Origin of the sequence: Bacteroides sp. LFL-34 (genome assembly GCF_027257075.1) — a bacterium.
Taxonomy (GTDB): Bacteria; Bacteroidota; Bacteroidia; order Bacteroidales; family Bacteroidaceae; genus Bacteroides; species Bacteroides ovatus.
Window position 1 is genome coordinate 59,036 of sequence record NZ_JAPQKZ010000028.1, and the last position, 19,891, is coordinate 78,926.

17 protein-coding genes and 1 pseudogene are annotated in these 19,891 nt (G+C 41.3%); 5 read left to right on the forward strand and 13 right to left on the reverse strand.

The window, feature by feature from the left end; genetic code table 11:
* Nucleotides 1–173 precede the first annotated feature (173 nt).
* The 3 genes from N5O98_RS16670 to N5O98_RS16680 all read right to left on the reverse strand — a co-directional run bounded on the left by N5O98_RS16670 (nt 174) and on the right by N5O98_RS16680 (nt 2,511).
* Nucleotides 174–875, reverse strand: coding sequence for an SIMPL domain-containing protein (locus N5O98_RS16670; protein WP_004304099.1), 702 nt, complete (start codon nt 873–875; stop codon nt 174–176).
* 85 nt (nt 876–960) lie between these two features.
* Entirely contained in the window at nt 961–1,563 is a 603-nt protein-coding gene (locus N5O98_RS16675; RefSeq protein ID WP_004304101.1) for a DUF1062 domain-containing protein, read from the reverse strand.
* Nucleotides 1,564–1,671: 108 nt separating this feature from the next.
* A complete protein-coding gene (locus N5O98_RS16680; protein ID WP_118161473.1) occupies nt 1,672–2,511 on the reverse strand; it encodes an RteC domain-containing protein in 840 nt (279 codons plus the stop codon).
* Between the two features lie 393 nt (nt 2,512–2,904).
* Between N5O98_RS16680 and N5O98_RS16685 the strand changes: the two genes are divergently transcribed.
* Nucleotides 2,905–3,180: a putative quinol monooxygenase gene (locus N5O98_RS16685; RefSeq protein WP_008774618.1), complete on the forward strand. Its 276-nt coding sequence runs from the start codon at nt 2,905–2,907 to the stop codon at nt 3,178–3,180.
* 67 nt (nt 3,181–3,247) lie between these two features.
* On the opposite strand, the gene N5O98_RS16690 is transcribed toward N5O98_RS16685, so the two are convergent.
* The 3 genes and pseudogenes from N5O98_RS16690 to N5O98_RS16700 all read right to left on the reverse strand — a co-directional run.
* A complete protein-coding gene (locus tag N5O98_RS16690) occupies nt 3,248–3,664 on the reverse strand; it encodes a pyridoxamine 5'-phosphate oxidase family protein (protein WP_008774619.1) in 417 nt (138 codons plus the stop codon).
* A gap of 81 nt (nt 3,665–3,745) precedes the next feature.
* Nucleotides 3,746–4,570, reverse strand: coding sequence for an AraC family transcriptional regulator (locus N5O98_RS16695; RefSeq protein WP_004297116.1), 825 nt, complete (start codon nt 4,568–4,570; stop codon nt 3,746–3,748).
* Nucleotides 4,571–4,607: 37 nt separating this feature from the next.
* A pseudogene (locus tag N5O98_RS16700) lies at nt 4,608–4,778 on the reverse strand (ammonia-forming cytochrome c nitrite reductase subunit c552); the annotation flags it as partial.
* A 310-nt stretch (nt 4,779–5,088) separates the two neighbouring features.
* Between N5O98_RS16700 and N5O98_RS16705 the strand changes: the two are divergent.
* Nucleotides 5,089–5,685, forward strand: coding sequence for a 3'-5' exonuclease (locus tag N5O98_RS16705; protein WP_004304106.1), 597 nt, complete (start codon nt 5,089–5,091; stop codon nt 5,683–5,685).
* Between the two features lie 74 nt (nt 5,686–5,759).
* Here the strand turns inward: N5O98_RS16705 and uxuA are convergent, their stop codons facing one another.
* The 5 genes from uxuA to N5O98_RS16730 form a co-directional block, all read right to left on the reverse strand.
* On the reverse strand, nt 5,760–6,929 hold the full coding sequence (gene uxuA / locus N5O98_RS16710) for a mannonate dehydratase (protein WP_004304108.1): 1,170 nt from the start codon (nt 6,927–6,929) through the stop codon (nt 5,760–5,762).
* Nucleotides 6,930–6,992: 63 nt separating this feature from the next.
* Nucleotides 6,993–7,805 (reverse strand): SDR family oxidoreductase, encoded by an 813-nt coding sequence (locus N5O98_RS16715; protein ID WP_004304110.1) that lies wholly within the window; start codon nt 7,803–7,805, stop codon nt 6,993–6,995.
* 21 nt (nt 7,806–7,826) lie between these two features.
* The gene (locus N5O98_RS16720; protein WP_004297122.1) at nt 7,827–8,900 is read right to left on the reverse strand and encodes a LacI family DNA-binding transcriptional regulator; all 1,074 of its coding nucleotides are present in this window, start codon (nt 8,898–8,900) and stop codon (nt 7,827–7,829) included.
* A gap of 390 nt (nt 8,901–9,290) precedes the next feature.
* Nucleotides 9,291–9,578, reverse strand: coding sequence for a YtxH domain-containing protein (locus tag N5O98_RS16725; protein WP_004297124.1), 288 nt, complete (start codon nt 9,576–9,578; stop codon nt 9,291–9,293).
* Between the two features lie 44 nt (nt 9,579–9,622).
* Entirely contained in the window at nt 9,623–9,868 is a 246-nt protein-coding gene (locus N5O98_RS16730) for a GlsB/YeaQ/YmgE family stress response membrane protein (RefSeq protein WP_004297125.1), read from the reverse strand.
* A 207-nt stretch (nt 9,869–10,075) separates the two neighbouring features.
* Between N5O98_RS16730 and N5O98_RS16735 the strand changes: the two genes are divergently transcribed.
* Nucleotides 10,076–11,281, forward strand: coding sequence for an MFS transporter (locus N5O98_RS16735; RefSeq protein ID WP_004297126.1), 1,206 nt, complete (start codon nt 10,076–10,078; stop codon nt 11,279–11,281).
* A 132-nt stretch (nt 11,282–11,413) separates the two neighbouring features.
* Here the strand turns inward: N5O98_RS16735 and N5O98_RS16740 are convergent, their stop codons facing one another.
* Complete coding sequence (locus N5O98_RS16740; RefSeq protein ID WP_004311214.1) at nt 11,414–12,895, reverse strand: RagB/SusD family nutrient uptake outer membrane protein; 1,482 nt, start codon at nt 12,893–12,895, stop codon at nt 11,414–11,416.
* 14 nt (nt 12,896–12,909) lie between these two features.
* Nucleotides 12,910–16,038 carry a SusC/RagA family TonB-linked outer membrane protein gene (locus N5O98_RS16745; protein ID WP_008774623.1) on the reverse strand — a complete coding sequence of 1,043 codons (3,129 nt, stop codon included), beginning with the start codon at nt 16,036–16,038 and terminating at the stop codon, nt 12,910–12,912.
* 157 nt (nt 16,039–16,195) lie between these two features.
* Between N5O98_RS16745 and N5O98_RS16750 the strand changes: the two genes are divergently transcribed.
* Both N5O98_RS16750 and bioA read left to right on the forward strand, forming a co-directional pair.
* Nucleotides 16,196–17,305: a DUF4421 domain-containing protein gene (locus tag N5O98_RS16750; protein WP_022199867.1), complete on the forward strand. Its 1,110-nt coding sequence runs from the start codon at nt 16,196–16,198 to the stop codon at nt 17,303–17,305.
* A 92-nt stretch (nt 17,306–17,397) separates the two neighbouring features.
* Nucleotides 17,398–19,812, forward strand: coding sequence for an adenosylmethionine--8-amino-7-oxononanoate transaminase (gene bioA / locus N5O98_RS16755; protein WP_118161472.1), 2,415 nt, complete (start codon nt 17,398–17,400; stop codon nt 19,810–19,812).
* Nucleotides 19,813–19,891 lie beyond the last annotated feature (79 nt).

The following is a 19,891-nucleotide window of genomic DNA, read 5'->3' on the forward strand; positions in this document are numbered from 1 at the left end:
TTTTAGCACCCTTGTACGCAAGTTAAAAATTGAAATTATAAAGACATAAAGAGTACTCCCGGAAGGAATCATCCGAGAGCAAACGAAAGGACAATCTGTATCAGAAACACAGATTGTTTACTAAACCAAATCCGATTTATTATTTCTTGTCATGCGACAAAGATAGACTATTTTTATTTAATGGCAAAACGAGCCGTCATTTCATACCGTAGCTTGATAACCCGGTACTGCTCGGTAGCTGCCGCACCCATGCTTACATTGCTCTGCGCTTCGAAAGGAAGATAACGGCTTATGTTATTATCGGCAGGTTCGATGATACGAATCACTTCACCCAACTGCTGCCCCATCGCTTCCACCAGATAAGATGCTTTCTCACGGGCAGCCTTCAGTGCTTCAATCTTACCTTGTTTCCGATACATTGGCAAATCCTTATGTTTGAGTTCTCCGATGCGCATGGACTCAATTCCCCACGTATTGACTGAACGAATAATAGAGTTAATCTGCTCAAAATCCGTAAGCCGGATATCCAATTGCTTACCTATCAGAAACTCCTTTCCTCTCTGACGCCAATAATCTCCTATTTCCTGTGTGCGGATAGCATCATCCGTTATTCCTATTTTGCGCAAACTTTTACGCAAATCTTTCTCTATCATTGCCAATGGCACTTTCGTATGAAAATCTTCTTCTTTTTTTGATTTACCGGTGTATTCTTCTTGCCAATACTCCTTAATCTGAACCAGAAAATGAATCTCATCCGGAACGACTTCTATTTCAGAAGAACCGGTCACTTCAACGTATCGTCCATCACTTTCCTGTGCATTCACAACGATACTCCAAGTAAACAAAACAAAAGCTAATAAACATACCTTTTTCATATCTTCAATCTTAATAGTACAACCTCTTTTACAGAATGCGAATTATCATTTCACAAAGCTATTAAAAAAAACTGTAAAACCGATTTTATCCCAAGAAATCAATCAGGCTTTTTCGATCCATCAAAATAGTATCGCCATTCTTTACCTTACACTTGGAAGATGTTTTGCCGGAAAGTAAAGAAATATACCCTTTTTCAAACAGCAGCTTCAAGCGGGTACTGGAAAGAGGCAGACATCTTTTTATCAATGAGGATAATTTAAGGCTCAAGTCGAAATCACACTTGACTTGGATACTTATGATCTCACTACTCATATTCAGGATGTCTTCTAAAGAGACGGTATTTATCACCTCATATTCAACACTGTCATAATCTAATTGAAGATTATTCCTACTTGCCACTCCGGCAGAAAAGGCATATTGCCAGGCAACTTCCCTGTCATTCATAGAAAAGCTGTGAAAGAGCTTTTTATCAATCAAGTCGGGTTTAGTTCGTGACAACAGAGTCATATTACAAGTGTTATCACATTTCACACATCTATAAATCAGCCAGACATCAATGTTTTTCTTCTGTGCATTCATCCTGAACTTATCACTGCAATAAAAGCGGTCACTATCACAGTGACTGCATTTCTTAATTAATAAGGGGCAATTCTTCACCCTTATCTCCCATGTAAATGTTGTTTCCATAACTATACAAAAGCGATTATCTTTCTTTGTGAATCAATTATATTTCTCCGCAAAGTTGGATAATAGCCATTTGTATAATTCACAAGATGTCACAAGACGCCCTGAAATTTATCTGTCAAGCTCATCCATCATCTTTATAATCTGTTCTTTCAACTTATCCAGAAATTGGGTTCTGCTTTTCTTTCTATTCCTGATTTCCAAGAATATACGATAAAAATCACCTATCTCGATATTAAACAGTGTTTCGCAACAAAAAGCAATGTCTTTCAAACTCGTATTTCCATTACTAAAGCATTTACCTGCATACAAGGCGTAGATAAACTCAACCAAAGCAACTTTACTGTCCGTCCATTGCAACAGTTTACTGTCTACAATGGAAGTGAATTTAAGATGAAGTTTCTCTGTCAGCTGCTCTATTTCCTCCGACACATATTCTATCAAGCGATTATTCGCCAGAATTTCTGCAACACTCGAATCATGCAAGGTGGTAAAAGAAATATCTCTATCCAGTAGATGACAATGTATATCAGAAAGAATATCATAATTCTCCCGAATGAAATAGTGGCTATCAAGCTCTGTCCGACCGACACGATAATATTCATAAAAGTCATTATTCAAAAATGATTTTTGCAGGTTCTCCAATTCAATCTTCAGATATCTGCATTGGGATGACAGAGATTTGTCGATACGATTCTTTTCAATCTGATACAAACGGACATAAAACATCAACAGACCGGAAATCTGCGGTTTCGATACTTTAAAGAAAAGAATCTCTTCTTCAGCACTTCGAAACTGATATCCGGCAACAGCTGTTTTCAGCGAGGTCAGTGAAACCTGTACGACACCAATGATCTGCCTGATTCTATCCAAAGGATCAACCGTCTGAAGCTCAATCCTTTTTATTTCTTCTTCTATGTTCAGCTTACTATTTCTTACGAAATTTTCCATTCATTCTCAACGCACCCACCACTCCCATCTGATTAGCATAAACCGGACTAAAAGCCTGAATACCTTAATTGCATCAGTTTTGAAAAACGATGCAGTGAATAATAAAAATGATAAAATGAAAAACCTGTTCAAGTATAGAACTACTCAAACGAAAGAAATTAGCCTGTGGTTTATGAGGCTAATATTAAGCTATAACAAATTTAAGAATTGTGCCCAAAATCATTGCTTTTAGAATTCAGATGCAAATATAATTGTTTTTTTAGGATGACATGAAGTTTATATGAATTTTTGAAATAAACTCACCAGAAGTATAGAAAAATAGTATCTTTGCCTCCGACTTTTCACAGATACTGTGAGAAAGCAATTCTTTTAATTATATAAATAAAAAAGACTATGATCAGATTAAATGTTTTTGTTCGTGTAAACGAATCCAACCGCGAAGAAGCAATAAAAGCGGCAAAAGAACTGACTGCCTGTTCTTTAAAACAAGAAGGATGCATTGCTTATGATACTTTCGAAAGCAGCACGCGTCCTGACGTTTTCATGATTTGCGAAACTTGGCAGAATGCCGAAGTATTGGCAGCACACGAAAAATCTCCTCATTTCGCTCAATATGTAGGTATCATTCAGAAATTGGCTGAAATGAAATTGGAAAAATTTGAATTCTAAATGAATTACGAGGCTGTTCGAGAACAGCCTCATTAAATCCGCTATTCCTCTATCTTTCCGAGTAGAATTAGTCGAGTTTCTTATGGATAAATATTCCTTCAATCCAATAAGTTGCATGATTCGATTCAAATTTCAACAAGACATAACCGGGATCAGTGGGGCCACCGGGAAAATGATTGATAAACCAGTCCTGCCAAAGTTCCTGCTTCATCTTTTCGTCAGTTACAACTTCCACTTTCCCCGTTAACGCCACGCTGTCTCCTTTATCCTGAAAGCATAATCCTGCTTTCGGATTCGATAAGAAATCAATTGTTTTTAGTGAATCTGCTCCGGTAGACATCCAGATAGTGGAAATTCCTTCTGTCAGGATTTTGCTCATCGGTACAGGGCGGGGATAACCTTCTTTATTCACAGAAGCAAGGGTAACTACTTCACATCTCTGCAACAATTCTGTTGCTTTCTCTTTCATTGTTTTTGTGGTCATAAGCTGATTGGTTTTTATTAATCTTGCAAAGGTAACGGCATATCTTCCCATTCTATTGTAAAAAAGCGACTTTTACCTAATCTATCTTTGTGGTTCGATATAAGTAAGTGTGGTTTCTTCCGGAACGGTTAGGGAAAGAAAAGACGCAGGAGTATTGCCGGACATCGACTTAATCTCTTTTGAAAAATGCGCTAAATCATAGTATCCTGCATCAACTGCCGTAGTCAACAGATTGGCTGATGTTGTGGTTCTCAACAATTCCACAGCATTCTTAAATTTAACAATACGGCTGTATTCTTTAGGAGTAAATCCGGTATAATGCTTGAACTTTCTCTCAAAATGACGCTGACACAAACAGACATCATCCATCAAGCTGCGAACTGAACGTTTTCCTTTGGAATGATTAATCATGTTCACTGCCATAGCGACATGAGAATCGGCAGGCTGATAATGACGCGCCAAATATGCCAGCAAATATTCTTCCACTACTCGTATTCGATCTGTGACATGCTTCTGCTCACCTAATTTTTCAATAAAAGTGTCATCAAAAACAGCCTTCATCTCATTAGTACTGACTCTGCTATTCACAAACTCGTGTAGAGGCAGGTTTGTAAAGCAAGACAAACCACAAGGTAAAAAACGAACGCCAAACATGTGAATCGATTCTGTATAAGTGACGAGTTCCGAATATTTTGTCATAGGTCCTACAAAATAGGAACGATAGGGTTGCATAATCAGACTCCCTTCTTCAACAGCATTAGCCACCTCTCCCAGCGTAAATATAAAATCGGTACAACCATCCGGCAGAATATGGATGCGCATACCATAATCCGGATTGCCCTTAAACTCCCAATAGCTATCAATGTAGGGAACAAGTAAATGAGAAGGCTGATATTCTGTATACATGGATCTATTTTGTACGCAAATATAGCGAAAATAAATTCTAATCAATGATGCGTCCGTTTGCCTTTGCCTTTTGAAGCCATTCAGGGACAATCTCTTCGAGAAATTTATCTTTGCCTACCTTTTCGGCAGCCATATCCAAACCGATATATTGCTGCGCCTTTTCTTTCGTTGTGATATCCGGAAGCGGAACATCACCAGTATATCCGTACGTTCAATTTGAAGGGGTCACTTTCAGCTGGACAAAAGGGATCAATTTAGATTGGATTCAGGGGATCAATTTGATTTGGACAGGAGGGGGCAAATGGTCCCGGATTTTCCATTTTGTCCATGCCTTTGGTTTATGTCGAACAAAAATAGTGTAAATTCTTTAAAAGAAGAGTTTTTTATTGGAAATGTTTCCCCAAAGTCCATTTTAATTCAATTTTTAGTAAAAGGTTTCTATTTGCCAATCCTGTTACTATATTTTCTCCAACCTCATTTTTTATGCTATATTTGTATCCGAAAAAATAATAGAAACGATGATAAACTTTGCAGCTATCGACTTTGAAACAGCCAACGGCAAACGTACCAGCGTATGCAGTGTTGGGGTTGTCATCGTAAGGGAAGGAAAAATAACGAATAAAATCTATCGTCTGATCCGTCCCCGCCCCAATTATTATACGCAATGGACCACAGCTGTTCATGGCTTAACTTACGACGACACGATGGAAGCCGACGAATTTCCGGAAGTATGGGCGGAAATCAAACCATTGATAGACGGTCTGCCACTTGTAGCGCACAACAGTCCTTTTGATGAAGGTTGTCTCCGGGCGGTTCACGAATTATATGACATGACTTATCCTGATTATAAGTTTTATTGTACTTGCCGTACTTCGAGGAAAGTCTTTGGAAAAGATTTGCCCAATCATCAGTTGCATACGGTAGCAGAACGATGCGGATATCATTTAGAGAATCACCACCACGCACTGGCAGATGCAGAGGCTTGCGCACAAATAGCTTTACTTATTATTCCCGAACCGAAAAAAGCAAGAAAAACAAAGAAAGCTGATAAAGATATACATGTTGGAGATTTATTCGCTTCACTTATTCCTCAACCAGTGAAAAAGAGCAAATGAAAAACACTACAACTATTATTTCAATCAATAATAGCCGTAGTGTTTGATAATAAAGTGCTAACTATGTACTTCGATTAGAGGATAGATTTTGCAATACCCATTTCCAAGCCGCGAAGTTCAGCCAAGCCGCGAAGACGGCCCAGGCAAGAATATCCCGGATTCGTTTTCTTTTTCAAGTCATCAATCATTTGATGTCCGTGGTCGGGACGCATAGCGATAGAGCATTTACGACGCTGTTGTAGAAGAATAAGGCTCTTCATTACGTTGTACATGTCTACATTTCCTTCCAAGTGATTAGCTTCGTAGAAGTTTCCTTCCTCGTCACGTTGTGTACTGCGCAAGTGTACGAAGTTCACACGGTCGCCAAAACGTTCCATCATACCTGCAAGATCATTGTCGGCACGCACACCAAAAGAGCCTGTACACAAGCAGAGGCCATTAGATTCGTTAGGTACGGCTTCAATCAATTTCTTGAAATCCTCTTCCGTACTCAAAATACGAGGCAAACCTAAGATGGTATAAGGAGGATCATCCGGATGAATCACCAGTTTCACTCCTACTTCATCGGCAACAGGAGCAATTTCTTTTAAGAAAAAAATCAGGTTGGAACGAAGCTTCTCTGCATCAATATCGTCATAACGATCTAATGCTTGCTGAAATTGTTCTACCGTGAAACTTTCTTCCGAACCCGGAAGTCCGGCAATCATATTACGAACCAACAATTTCTTGTCGTCTTCGCTCATCTGCTCAAAACGAGCTTTCGCTTTAGCTATTTCTTCCGGAGTATAGTCTTTTTCAGCATTCGGACGTTTCAAGATGAAAAGATCGAAAGCTACAAAAGCTGCTTTTTCAAAGCGGAGTGCTTTAGAGCCGTCCGGCATTGTATAGGCAAGATCTGTGCGGGTCCAGTCCAATACAGGCATGAAGTTATAAGTAACTACCATCACGCCACACTTCGCCAGATTACGGATACTTTCCTTATAGTTTTCGATGTATTTCATAAAGTCGCCCGTCTGTGTTTTGATATGCTCGTGTACAGGTACACTTTCTACCACAGACCATGTCAGACCCACTTCTTCAATCATTTGCTTACGCTTCATGATCTCTTCTACTGTCCACACTTCACCATTTGGAATGTGATGAAGAGCATTTACTATACCAGTAGCGCCTGCCTGCTTAATATCCCACAAGCTAACCGGGTCATTAGGACCATACCAGCGCCAAGTTTGTTCACATAAATACATATTATTCTTTCCTGATTACAAGTTACTAATTATGATTAAAAACAGAATGATATCATCCCAATATTAGATAGAGAATGCATCAAATCCACCGTCGATAACAGCTACTGTACCTGTTACGAAGTTAGAAGCATCGCTAATCAAATAATGGATTGTTCCATAAAGGTCTTCCGGTTCACCGAAACGGTTGAATGGAGTATGAGCAAGAATGGTCTTTGAACGGTCAGTCAGAGAACCATCCGGATTAGTCAATAACGCACGGTTCTGATCGGTCAGGAAAAATCCCGGAGCGATGGCATTTACACGCAGACCGTTACCGAATTTCAAAGCCAGTTCACCAGCCATATATTTAGTAAAGTTAGCAATAGCTGCTTTAGCTGCACCATAACCCACGACACGAGTCAATGGACGAAGAGCTGATTCAGAGCAAAAGTTTACAATAGAACCTTTCTTCTGTTCCACCATAATTTCAGCAAATACCATCGTAGGCAATACTGTACCGAAAAGGTTCAAATCCACTACTTTCTTGAATGCGTCAATCTGTAAATCGAAAAAAGTTTTATCAGGAGCAATAGTTGCACCTGCCATGTTACCTCCGGCAGCGTTCAACAATACATCAATACGGCCATAAGCCTTCATGATTTCCACTTTGTTGCCTTCCAACACTTCTTTATCCATCACATCCGTGTAAAGGAACATGGCTTCATTTCCTTCGGCTTTGATACTGTCTACCAATGCTTTTCCTGCTTCTTCACTTCTGTCGAGCACAACTACTTTTGCACCTTCCTTTGCGAGATACGCAGCAATACCTTTACCTAAAATACCAGCTCCACCGGTGATAACAACTACTTTGCCTTTTACGTTAAATAATTCATTCATGGTTCTTACAAATTTATATGTTTATAATTTATTGTTCAGATAATATTTCAGATTCTCTTTGAGAAGAATATCGATAGGCATCAAATTAACCTTTTCACTGCCCTGTTTGAACAACAGATGATTACACAATGATTTAATACCATCATATCCCTGACGCTCCGGACGCTGCGCAATCAATGCGGTTATCACACCTTCGGAAAGCAACTGTGTATTTCTCCCGATAAGGTCATAACCAACCAGTTTGACAGACTGCATTCCTCTCGCTTTCAGGTAATTCCCTAAAATATAGCAAGTTGAATTAAAAATAACAGCCCCATTTATATTCGGATTAGCTTCAAATATTTCATCCAGCTTCATGAAGTTATACACTGAATCATTTATTTTCAGCTCTACTTCATGCAGATTTCCGTTGAACCCTGTTTCCGTGAGATAATGGCAGAAACCTTCCCGCCTGTTCTTTCCCTGATTAGAGTCATTCTTCCCACTATGAATAATTCGCGCCATCAATATATCGGAAGACGAAGAAAGCCGATCCATCAACAATCTGGCAGCAATCACTCCGGCATCATAAGACTCCGTTCCGAAATAAGCCAGTTGATGTTGCCCTCCAATGTTGGAGTCAACATACACATAAGGTATTTCATTCCTGTCAAGTTCCTGCGAAAGCCGGATAACAGAATCCGTAAACAAAGTCGCAATCAATACACCATCTACTTTCTCATTCAGCAGATTACGGATGATATCATCAAAAGTCTTGTTATTATATTGATCGAAAAAGAGTTTGGTAATGGTGATGTTATACGATTCCATTTCCGACGCTGCTTTATCTATACCTTCCGAAATAGCTTCCCAATACTCTCCCTGAACAAAAGAAGGAGTAATCGCAAGAAGATGATATTGCTTTTTGGAGGCCGCCAATGAACGTGCCATCAGATTGGGCTGGTAATGTACCATCTCCAGAATCGCCTGTACCTTTTTCCTGTTTTCTTCAGATACCCTGCCACGATTATGTATTACACGATCTACCGTGCCAACAGAGACTCCTGCCATCTTGGCAATGTCTACAATCCGAATATTTGAAAACTCTTTATCCATCTATTGATAAGTATCTTGTTTTTCATCGGCAAAAGTAAAATGAATTATTGAATTAAGCAATAGTGTGTGCGCACACACATAACACACAATAAAGAACACACTACTAATAATCAGCAAGTTAACCACAACAGCAAGGAAGTATACATGTTGTTAAACATAAGAAAAAGTAAAGATAGTATAGATAAAAAAGTACTTATCAGATGAGAAACCAGAGGAAAAGTAGCTTTTGATTCTTGAAGGAAGTGAAAATAATGGAGAAGATACACCAATATGTGTTCGTGCACACATCATTCAAATAGTGACTGATAAGGCTAGAAATAAAAGATTAAACGTATATAAAATAAAACAGGTAACCGATTCTATTTAAATCGATTACCCGTTTTGGAATTCTTATTTTCCCCACTTATCTTTTGCTTTTCCGGCCACTTTATCGGCTTCATCTGCTACTTTATCAGCAATTTCCGCACCGGCTTCTACTGCTTTAAGTCCAAGATCCACTGCTTTTCTTTCAGCATGAGCAGCAGCTATTTCAGCATCACGACCTATGCGATGGATAGCATTATAAATTTCACTTTCTAATTGTTTTGCTTTTGCTGTACGTGAAAGACGATAAGCTACTGCGCCAAGGATTGACCCAATTCCGAGTCCAATCCAGAAATTTCCATGTCTACATTCCATAATCAAGTTCTGTTTTTAGGATTAAAAATAAATTATATAAATATCTATTTAGATTTCGAGAATAAAGAAGCAATCCACAATACAAGGATAGCTCCTACGGTGGAAGTTATCAAACTTCCGATCAGTCCTGAAGCTGCCAGTCCGAAAAGGGCAAACACCCAACCGCCCAGTACACCTCCAAGAATACCAAGTAATAAATTTATAACAAGACCAAAACCTCCGCCGCGCATTATTTTACCTGCGAGGAATCCAGCCACAATACCAATAACGATATACCATATAAAGCCCATATAATCCTCCTTTTTTATTTAACAACAGTAGGTATGAAGAATAGTTCAGTCACTCAAAACTGAATTAACGACAATTTACAATCCTTAGTCTTAGAGCTTTATTCCTATCATATTGAATTAATCACAGCAAATATATATTGAGAAACGGGAAGTTTCCGTACCTTTGCAGCCGATTTTTCAGGAACACTTCAATAGTAAATAGGTATTATGGTACAGAATCAGGAACAACCCGTAGGAAAAATTACATTTTCCATTTTGATTGCATTGAGTCTTTCGCATTGCCTCAACGATCTTTTACAGTCGGTGCTATCAGCATCTTATCCTTTATTTAAAGATGATTTAGGACTTAGTTTCGCGCAAATCGGACTTATCACACTAGTTTATCAACTTTCCGCTTCAGTTTTTCAACCGATTACCGGAATTTTCTTTGATAAGCATCCCGTCGCATGGTCATTGCCTATCGGAATGAGCTTTACACTGATTGGTTTGATAAACTTAGCATTCTCTGATAATCTATACTGGATATTAGCCTCCGTATTCTTAATCGGAATTGGCTCTTCCGTACTGCATCCGGAAGCCTCCCGTATCACGTTCCTTGCCTCCGGCGGAAAACGTGGACTGGCACAATCACTCTTTCAGGTAGGTGGCAACTTCGGAGGTTCATTAGGTCCTTTACTGGTTGCTCTATTGGTGGCTCCTTATGGCAGACAACATCTCATCGTATTTGCATTTGTGGCTTTAGCTGCTATCGGAGTGATGTACCCAATTTGCAAATGGTATAAATCATATCTAAACCGGATGAAAGCACAGACTGTCAGTGTTAGAAAACCTGTTCATCTTCCTTTGCCTATGGATAAGACAGCCCTTTCAATCGCGATATTGCTGATTCTGATTTTCTCCAAATATATCTATATGGCAAGTCTCACGAGTTATTATACTTTCTATTTGATTCATAAATTCAATGTAAGTGTACAAGATTCGCAGCTATATTTATTTATCTTTCTGGTAGCTACTGCTATCGGAACATTAATCGGCGGACCTGTCGGTGACCGTATCGGTCGGAAGTATGTGATTTGGGCTTCTATTTTAGGAGCTGCCCCGTTCAGTTTACTAATGCCACATGCTAATTTGATGTGGACTATTATCCTTAGCTTCTGTGTGGGATTGATGCTTTCTTCCGCTTTTCCCGCCATATTGCTTTATGCACAGGAATTGCTTCCTACCAAGCTCGGATTAATATCAGGGTTATTCTTTGGATTTGCATTCGGGGTGGCTGGTGTAGCATCTGCTGTACTCGGTAATTTAGCGGATAAAACGAGTATTGAATATGTATATAATATCTGTGCTTATATGCCGCTACTAGGATTGGTCACATTCTTTTTACCTAATTTGAAGAAGAAAAAAATAGAATAAGATTAGATTAAATAAAATAGGGTGTGTCACATTTTGCGCTCCCTCTTTTCCAAAGAAAACGACCGGTATGCGTCGTCACGACGTATACCGGTCTACAAGTTAAGGTCAAAGTCAAAAAATTAAGAGAGCTATTTATATGTTAGGGTTAGCGTTAATTTCTTTCTGTGGAATAGCATATAAATAATAGGTGCTATTTACTGTAAACGGTTTACCGTTCGGGAAGTTAAGGAACCAATGTCCCAGAGGATTTCGTTTTTCAAAGCTACCACCCTCCTGCCAGCAATCGACTTCTGTCTTTTGCATCTCATCCGATAAAGCAGCACGTTCTACTGCCTTTTGTGTACGAAGTATATCGGTAATACCAAATCCTTCTCCCCAAAGTTCACGGCGACGTTCCATCAGAATCTCATTGATTACATCTTCCTGTGATTTTCCTGTCACCTCATAATCCCCTACTCCGCGGGCATTACGCAATGTATTCAATGGAGCTACAGCCTGTGCCAACGCTACACCATCACGAACTTTCGCCTCCGCTTCTATCAAATACATTTCAGCAGCACGCATCAAGACCAGATCAGCCGTATCATCTGCACGCATGTGAAATTTCTTATATCCCAAATATCCTTCACGCATCCATTGAAACAAAGGTAAACGAATATCACCTTCGGTAAATGTATCTTTCAGATGGGGATCAGCCATAAAGCTGCTATATGCTCCTACGTATGTTGCATCCAAATAATAGAAATTATAGCTGGCATCCGATTGGGAAGGAATTTGAGGAAATCCCCATATCCATTCTTTATTGGAAATATTATTAAAACCTTCGTACTCGGCTGTAGTTGTCATCAACGTATATCCTGCACGTGCTGCTTCAGCAGCTTTCGCAGCTTCTTCCCACTGTCCTGTCAGCAAGTAAGCACGAGCCAAAAGACCGTTGACTACTGCTACATTTGGTTTGAACTTTTGATTATCACCGCTGCGGACATAGTTTTTCAAATAGTCCTTCGCCAAAGTGAGGTCGTCGAAAATAAGCTGATAAACCTGTGCCACTGTTGATTTTCCTTTCGGTACAGTGGAACTATTGCTAGGTTCGGTATATATAGGAACACACGGAGCATCTTTATCTTTCAAGTAGGTGAATTGATAATGCTGTACCAGGTGCAAATAACAAAAGGCGCGTAATGCCAATGCTTGTCCCTGTGCCTGACGGAGTTCTTCCGAATCCCCCTTGATAGAAATGGCAGTGTTACAATTATCTATCGTTTTATATATCAGATACCAGGCAAACTCTGTTCTACCATTTGAGGATTGCGCTATATCTTTAAACTGATACGAAGAATTGAAACCGTATTTCGGACGGGAAACAACATCACTTGCCATCATGTCGTCCAGACACTGAAGCGCCCGATAACCGATATTGGCATAGGTACTTGAATAATCAAACAGATTATACCAGGCACCATTCACAAGTGCCTCCGCATTTTCGGGTACAGGTACTTTTTCTGAACTTACCGCATCCGTTGGGTCCGTATCCAGAAAACTGCTGCTACAACTCGTTGCCAGGAAAAGTCCGGCAACTGCCGCAAGAATGGATTGAATTTTTATTTTTCTCATAATTTAGTCTGAATTTAGAAAGAAACGTTAATACCTCCGGAGATCGTTCGCATAGCCGGATAACGATAATAAGTAATACCGGTAATTCCCTGTTCTGGGTCTAGTCCCTGATTCCGGTGAATGGTAAACAGATTATCTCCTTGTACATATACCTGCACACTGCTCAATGATAACTTACTAATCCATTGTTTGGGTAAGTTATAGGAAAGAGTCAGATTTTTCAATCGCATATACGAGTTATTCTGCAAGAAACGGGTAGAAGCCGAATTCCAGTCATTAGAGGTAGTACTCAAGGCCGGGACATCTGTATAGCGATTGTCGGGAGTCCATCTTTTTAGAATCTCTGTCGACCAGTCACGTCCTTCCAGACTTCCGTTGTGCAGAATCATTGTTATATCACGATTGTAGATATATCCACCGATACTGTAAGCAAAGATGGCAGAAAGATCAAATCCTTTCCAGGAAAGAGAGGTATTAAATCCACCATACACCTTCGGGAGAGACGATTTATTGATGTAATAATAGTCAGCCGAATCGTAATCGTTTGTTGTCACACGTTTTCCGGTCGGATTCTTATTTGCATCCACCTCATCCTTATACCACAGCGGATCTCCATTTTCCGGATCTACTCCCGCCCACTCTATCATATAGAAATCATACACCGAACGACCTACCTGCAACTTGTTCACACCACTTCGCGGCATATCTTTCAATGGGAGGTCTGTCACCTTATTTTTATAGTGTGTCAAGTTCATACCCAGTTTCCATACCCAACCATTCTGATTGATAATCGTTCCGTTAAGCACCATTTCTATACCTGTATTCTTCAAGGCTCCTACATTCTCGTCAATAGAACCGTATCCCAGGGAAGGAGCTAGCGGACGTGAATAAAGCAGGTCTTTCGAACGACGTGTAAAGAAATCAAACGAACCGGAAAAACGGTTATTGAACAGGGAGAAGTCGATACCTACATTAAAGTTGAGGTTTGTTTCCCATTTCAGATTCGGAGTTGCCATACGGTCGGACACTAACGCATTTTCTCCCAAATTGGAAACAATGGTATAAAGTCCTTTACTTGCATAATAAGTACCCAGGTTGTCATTTCCCTGCGCACCATAGCTCATTTTCAGAGTCAAGGCAGACAACCAGTCGGAAGTACTTGCCATAAACTCTTCCCGGTCGATACGCCAAGAAGTACCCAACGACCAGAAATTTCCCCAGCGGGTCTCCGGCGCAAAACGTGAAGAACCGTCGCGACGATAGGATGCCGAGAAGAAATATTTATTTTGATAGTCGTATAATGCTTGAGTCAGATAACCCACCAACGCATAGTCGATGCGATACCCCGAACCTCCGGTCAACTGTGAACCGACTACCAGCTCCGGCATATCAGGCTGCGCCATTTTGGAACGTGATGCCGTCAGTTCATCGTAGCGGTAAGAATAGGCCTCCACACCGGCAAGAACATTAAAATGATGTTCACCAATTGTCTTGTCATACGTAACAATATTATTCCATGTCCAAGAGAAAGTACGGGTATTCATTCGGCTGACGCCGCCGCCGTTTTCTTTAGCCGGGCCTAACTTCGGATTCGTATAATCCAATGTATTATAATTAATCAAGTCAAAGTTAAAACTTGTCTTGAATTTCAATCCTTCAATAATCGTAGCTTCCAGAAAAGTACGACCGGAGACTTCATCTTTCATTCGTTCCGATTTATCCAAAGGCAAAGTAGCCGGAAGGTTCCAGTTTGCCATCGAACCGGAAGGACGATAGGAACCGAAGTCATAAATACGGTCTCCACTCTCATCCAATTTGTAGCTACCATCCGTATTCATTTCATAAATGGGATAGAATCCCGGCATGGTACGTCCTGCGGTAATCACATTACTGGTTTTGGAGTCGGATGAAACTGGATAGTTCTGCATGGAATGTGCGAAACTCAAATTGACGCCTCCTTTCAACCAGGAAGTCATCTCGCTGGTGATATTGGAACGGAGATTGAAACGCTGGTAACCGGATTCGAGTGCAATACCTTTATCATTCAGGTATCCGGCAGAAAAGAAATACTGATTCGCTTTTCCACCTCCGGAAACACTTAGATTTAACTCTGTGCGAAGTGCCTGTTGCTCCATGGCGTCACTCCAGTCAGAATTCCATAACGGACGGGCACCTGCCACCAGCTTTCCATCTGTACCGACCGGTTGCGCATATTGAGGACCATAGGGGTTCGGGCCACCTCCCATTAATTTCGTTACCAAGTCTTTGGATGCTTGCGTGGCGGCAGTTGCCGGAGTATAATCCGCACTCTTGGCATACTGATTGCGAAGTGCTTCCCAATATAATTCAAAATATTGGTCGGTACTGACACGATCATAATCACGCACGGCACGGTTGGAACCTCCTAAGGAAGCTTTCACCTTTACCGTTGCTTTGGTATTTTGATCTCCCTGCTTGGTGGTGATAATAATCACTCCATTCGCACCACGGGAACCGTACAAAGCAGCAGAGGCCGCATCTTTCAATACTGTCATCGAAGATATGTCATCCGGATTGATAGAGTTCACACTACCATCAAACGGTACACCGTCCACTACATAAAGCGGAGCGCTGGAAGCGTTGATAGACCCGATACCACGAATACGGATTTCCGCATCCGTACCCGGCTGCCCACTTGCCGCACTTGCCTGTACTCCGGATACCGTACCCTCTAATACACGTGATATGCTGGAAGTCTGTAACTTTTCAATCTCACCTGCTTTCATCGTCGAAGCTGCTCCGGTAAAACTATACTTTTTAGCGGTAGCATAAGCTACTACCATTACTTCTTCCAGTTCCTTACTTTCCGATTCCAACGTGACATTAATCACACTCCGGTTATTCACCGGTTGTTCTACTGTTCTCATTCCTACAAAACGGAACACTAAAGTACCGGTAGCAGGAACCTCAATCGAATACTTTCCATCAATATCGGTAATGGTGCCGGAAGATGCTCCTTTCAATTGTACGGAGACACCAGGCAAAGGTTCTCCTTCAGAAGTCACCGTGCCTGTCACGCGTTTCTCCTGCTGTGCTTCCGCATATACTATATTTCCTACAAAAAGCAGAAGAGACACGACTAATAAACGTAAATAGATTCTCATAATTTTGTGGCTTAAGATTTATTTGCTTGTTGTAACTAACAGTACATTGAACTTTTTTGTTTAGGAAACGAAACATTTTTTAGAAGATTGCTAGTATAAATCAACGAAAGGTAGTACATTCGTGAAACAAAAAATATCTATACCAACAAAGAACCACATGGGGAAACGGGTTATTCTATATCTTTTTCTGTTATTTTCACTGTCCTTACAGGCGCAGACTGAAGAGAAAGTCTCTTTAGGCAACAATAGTACAGAAGTAGATTCCACAGCAACCGCCAAGCCAAGTGCTTTTAAAAGAGCGATCAAGAAGTTTATGAACTTCAGTGATTTCGATACGCTCTATATCAGTCCCAACCGTTATAACTATGCGCTGATGGTTACTCATTTCAGCAACTTTGAGTATTATTCTATCACCAGTGAATTGCCGCAGCCACAGAAACTTAGTTTTTCACCCAACCCGCACAACAAGATAGGATTGTATTTCGGCTGGCGATGGATTTTCCTGGGATGGTCTGTAGATGTGAACGATATTTTCAAAAAAGGTACCCGAAAGAACAGAGGAACAGAATTCGATCTTAGCCTATACAGTTCCAAACTGGGTGTGGATATCTTCTATCGCCGCACTGGTAATGATTACAAAATACATAAAATCAGAGGATTTTCAGACGATATCCCCTCTAACTATTCCGAAGATTTCAGCGGAATAAAGGTAGATATCAAAGGACTGAATCTATATTATATCTTCAATAACCGTAAATTCTCCTATCCTGCCGCATTCAGTCAGTCCACTAATCAACGACGCAATGCAGGTACATTTATTGCAGGTTTTTCCATTTCAAAGCATCATCTCAACTTCGACTATACAGCACTTCCGGGATTTATCCAGGATGCGATGAATCCTGCCATGAAAGTCAAGAATATTAAATACACCAATGCCAACATCAGTTTCGGCTACGCCTACAATTGGGTCTTTGCCCGCAACTGCCTGGCGTGTTTATCTCTCACCCCTGCCATTGCCTACAAAGCTTCCGATGTCGACGCAGAAACGAACGAGGCAAAAGCATGGTACGGCAAATTCAATCTGGATTTTCTGGTTCGTGCAGGGATTGTCTACAATACCGGGAAGTATTATGTAGGCACTTCTTTTGTTGGGAAAAATTACAATTATCATCGTAATAACTTCTCTGTAGACAATGGATTCGGTACTCTCCAAATATATGCCGGATTCAACTTCAACACCCGCAAAGAATACAGGAAAAAGAAATAATACCACAGAAACTAGAAATCATCAACTTGCTTGCTTATCCAAAGAATCTTTGTACATTTGCCACGTTCTAACGAACAAAAGTAAAAAAATCAATGAAGCAACAACGCCACATACAGACCACACGCACGCTCCTTTCCCGCTTTCGCTACTGGGGAAGAAAGAACTATGCTGCCTTTGCAAGTATGGGACGTGAATTCCAAATCGGTCATCTGCATATCAATGTAGTGGACGTTGCTCTTCGTAAGCAGAATGCTGCACAAACTATCCCTTATCATACATTTATGACACTTCAGGAAATCAAAGACCAAGTGTTGGCGGGTATCGACATATCACCCGACCAAGCTGCTTGGCTAGCCAACATGGCTGACAGCGAGGCGCTTTATGCCGCCGCGCATGAGATTACCGTCGCGCGTGCTTCGCACGAGTTCGACATGTGTTCCATCATCAACGCCAAGTCCGGCCGATGTCCGGAAAACTGCAAATGGTGTGCACAATCCTCCCACTACCAGACTAAAGCCGAGATTTACGATCTCCTTCCCGCTGAAGAATGTCTTCGACAGGCCCAATACAACGAAGCCCAGGACGTCAATCGATTCTCCCTCGTTACCAGCGGACGAAAACCATCTCCCAAACAGATTACCCAACTTTGCGATACAGTCCGTTATATGCGTCGACATTCGTCGATTCAACTTTGTGCTTCTCTGGGACTGCTCAATGAAGAAGAATTGCGTTCCCTGCATGAAGCGGGAATCACCCGTTATCACTGTAATCTGGAAACTGCCCCGTCTTATTTTTCCAAACTCTGCTCTACGCATACGCAAGAACAGAAACTGGCTACTCTCGATGCAGCCCGTCGTGTAGGCATGGATATCTGTTGCGGAGGTATCATCGGCATGGGAGAAACGATGGAACAACGGATTGAATTTGCTTTCACATTGGCAGAACTGAATGTTCAATCCATACCTATCAACCTGCTTAGTCCGATTCCGGGAACTCCACTGGAAAACGAGCAGCCTCTAAGCGAAGAAGAAATACTTAAAACCATCGCACTCTTTCGTTTTATCAATCCGACCGCTTTTCTGCGTTTTGCCGGAGGACGTTCACAACTTTCTTCCGAAGCGATGCACAAGGCATTATATATCGGAATTAACTCGGCTATCGTAGGCGACCTATTGACAACACTCGGCTCCAAAGTATCGGAAGACAAAAAGATGATTCAGGAAGAAGGCTATCATTTCGCCGATTCCCAATTTGATCGCGAGCACATCTGGCATCCGTACACTTCGACTACCGATCCGCTTCCTGTCTACAAAGTAAAACGGGCAGACGGCGCTACCATTACCCTCGAAGACGGACGAACGCTCATTGACGGAATGTCTTCCTGGTGGTGTGCAGTGCATGGATATAATCATCCGGTATTAAATCAGGCGGCAAAAGAACAATTAGATAAAATGTCTCATGTCATGTTCGGAGGACTGACGCATGATCCGGCCATTGAACTGGGGAAACTGTTATTGCCTTTGGTTCCTTCCTCCATGCAGAAAATATTCTATGCAGACTCCGGTTCGGTAGCCGTAGAAGTGGCACTGAAAATGGCTGTACAATATTGGTATGCAGCAGGAAAACCGGAAAAGAACAATTTCGTGACTATCCGTTCCGGCTATCACGGTGATACGTGGAATGCCATGTCTGTATGTGATCCGGTGACGGGTATGCACAGTCTTTTCGGTTCGGCATTGCCTGTACGTTATTTTGTCCCGTCCCCCACTTCCCGGTTCGACGGAGAATGGAATCCGAAAGATATACTACCTCTACAAGAGATGATTGAAAAACATTCAAAAGAGTTAGCGGCGCTTATTCTGGAACCGGTGGTACAGGGAGCAGGCGGGATGTGGTTTTATCATCCGCAGTACCTGCGCGAAGCAGAAAAGCTTTGCCGGAAGCACGATATTCTTCTTATTTTCGATGAGATAGCAACGGGATTCGGACGAACCGGTAAACTTTTTGCTTGGGAACATGCCGGAGTAGAACCGGATATAATGTGTATCGGTAAAGCACTGACCGGAGGATATATGACACTTTCTGCTGTATTGACCAGCAACCGGATAGCAGATACAATCTCTAACCACACACCGGGAGCTTTTATGCACGGACCTACATTTATGGGGAATCCACTTGCGTGTGCAGTGGCTTGCGCTTCCGTTCGCCTGCTGCTCGAATCCGGTTGGCAAGAGAATGTGAAGCGAATCGAAACTCAACTGAAAGAAGAACTGGCTCCTGCACGGGAATTTCCGGAAGTGGCTGATGTACGAATACTCGGAGCCATCGGAGTCATTGAGATGAAACGTCCGGTAAATATGGCCTATATGCAACGAAGATTTGTGGAAGAAAGAATCTGGGTACGTCCCTTTGGCAAGCTGGTATATCTGATGCCGCCTTTCATCATCACTTCGGAACAATTAAGCGAACTGACTTCCGGCTTACTTAAAGTTATTCAAAAAAGATGACAGATAAGAAGAATATTACCAGATTTTCACCCAAGAATCTGTTCCTCGGTGAGCAAAAGGGTGTTCCTCGGTGAGGAAC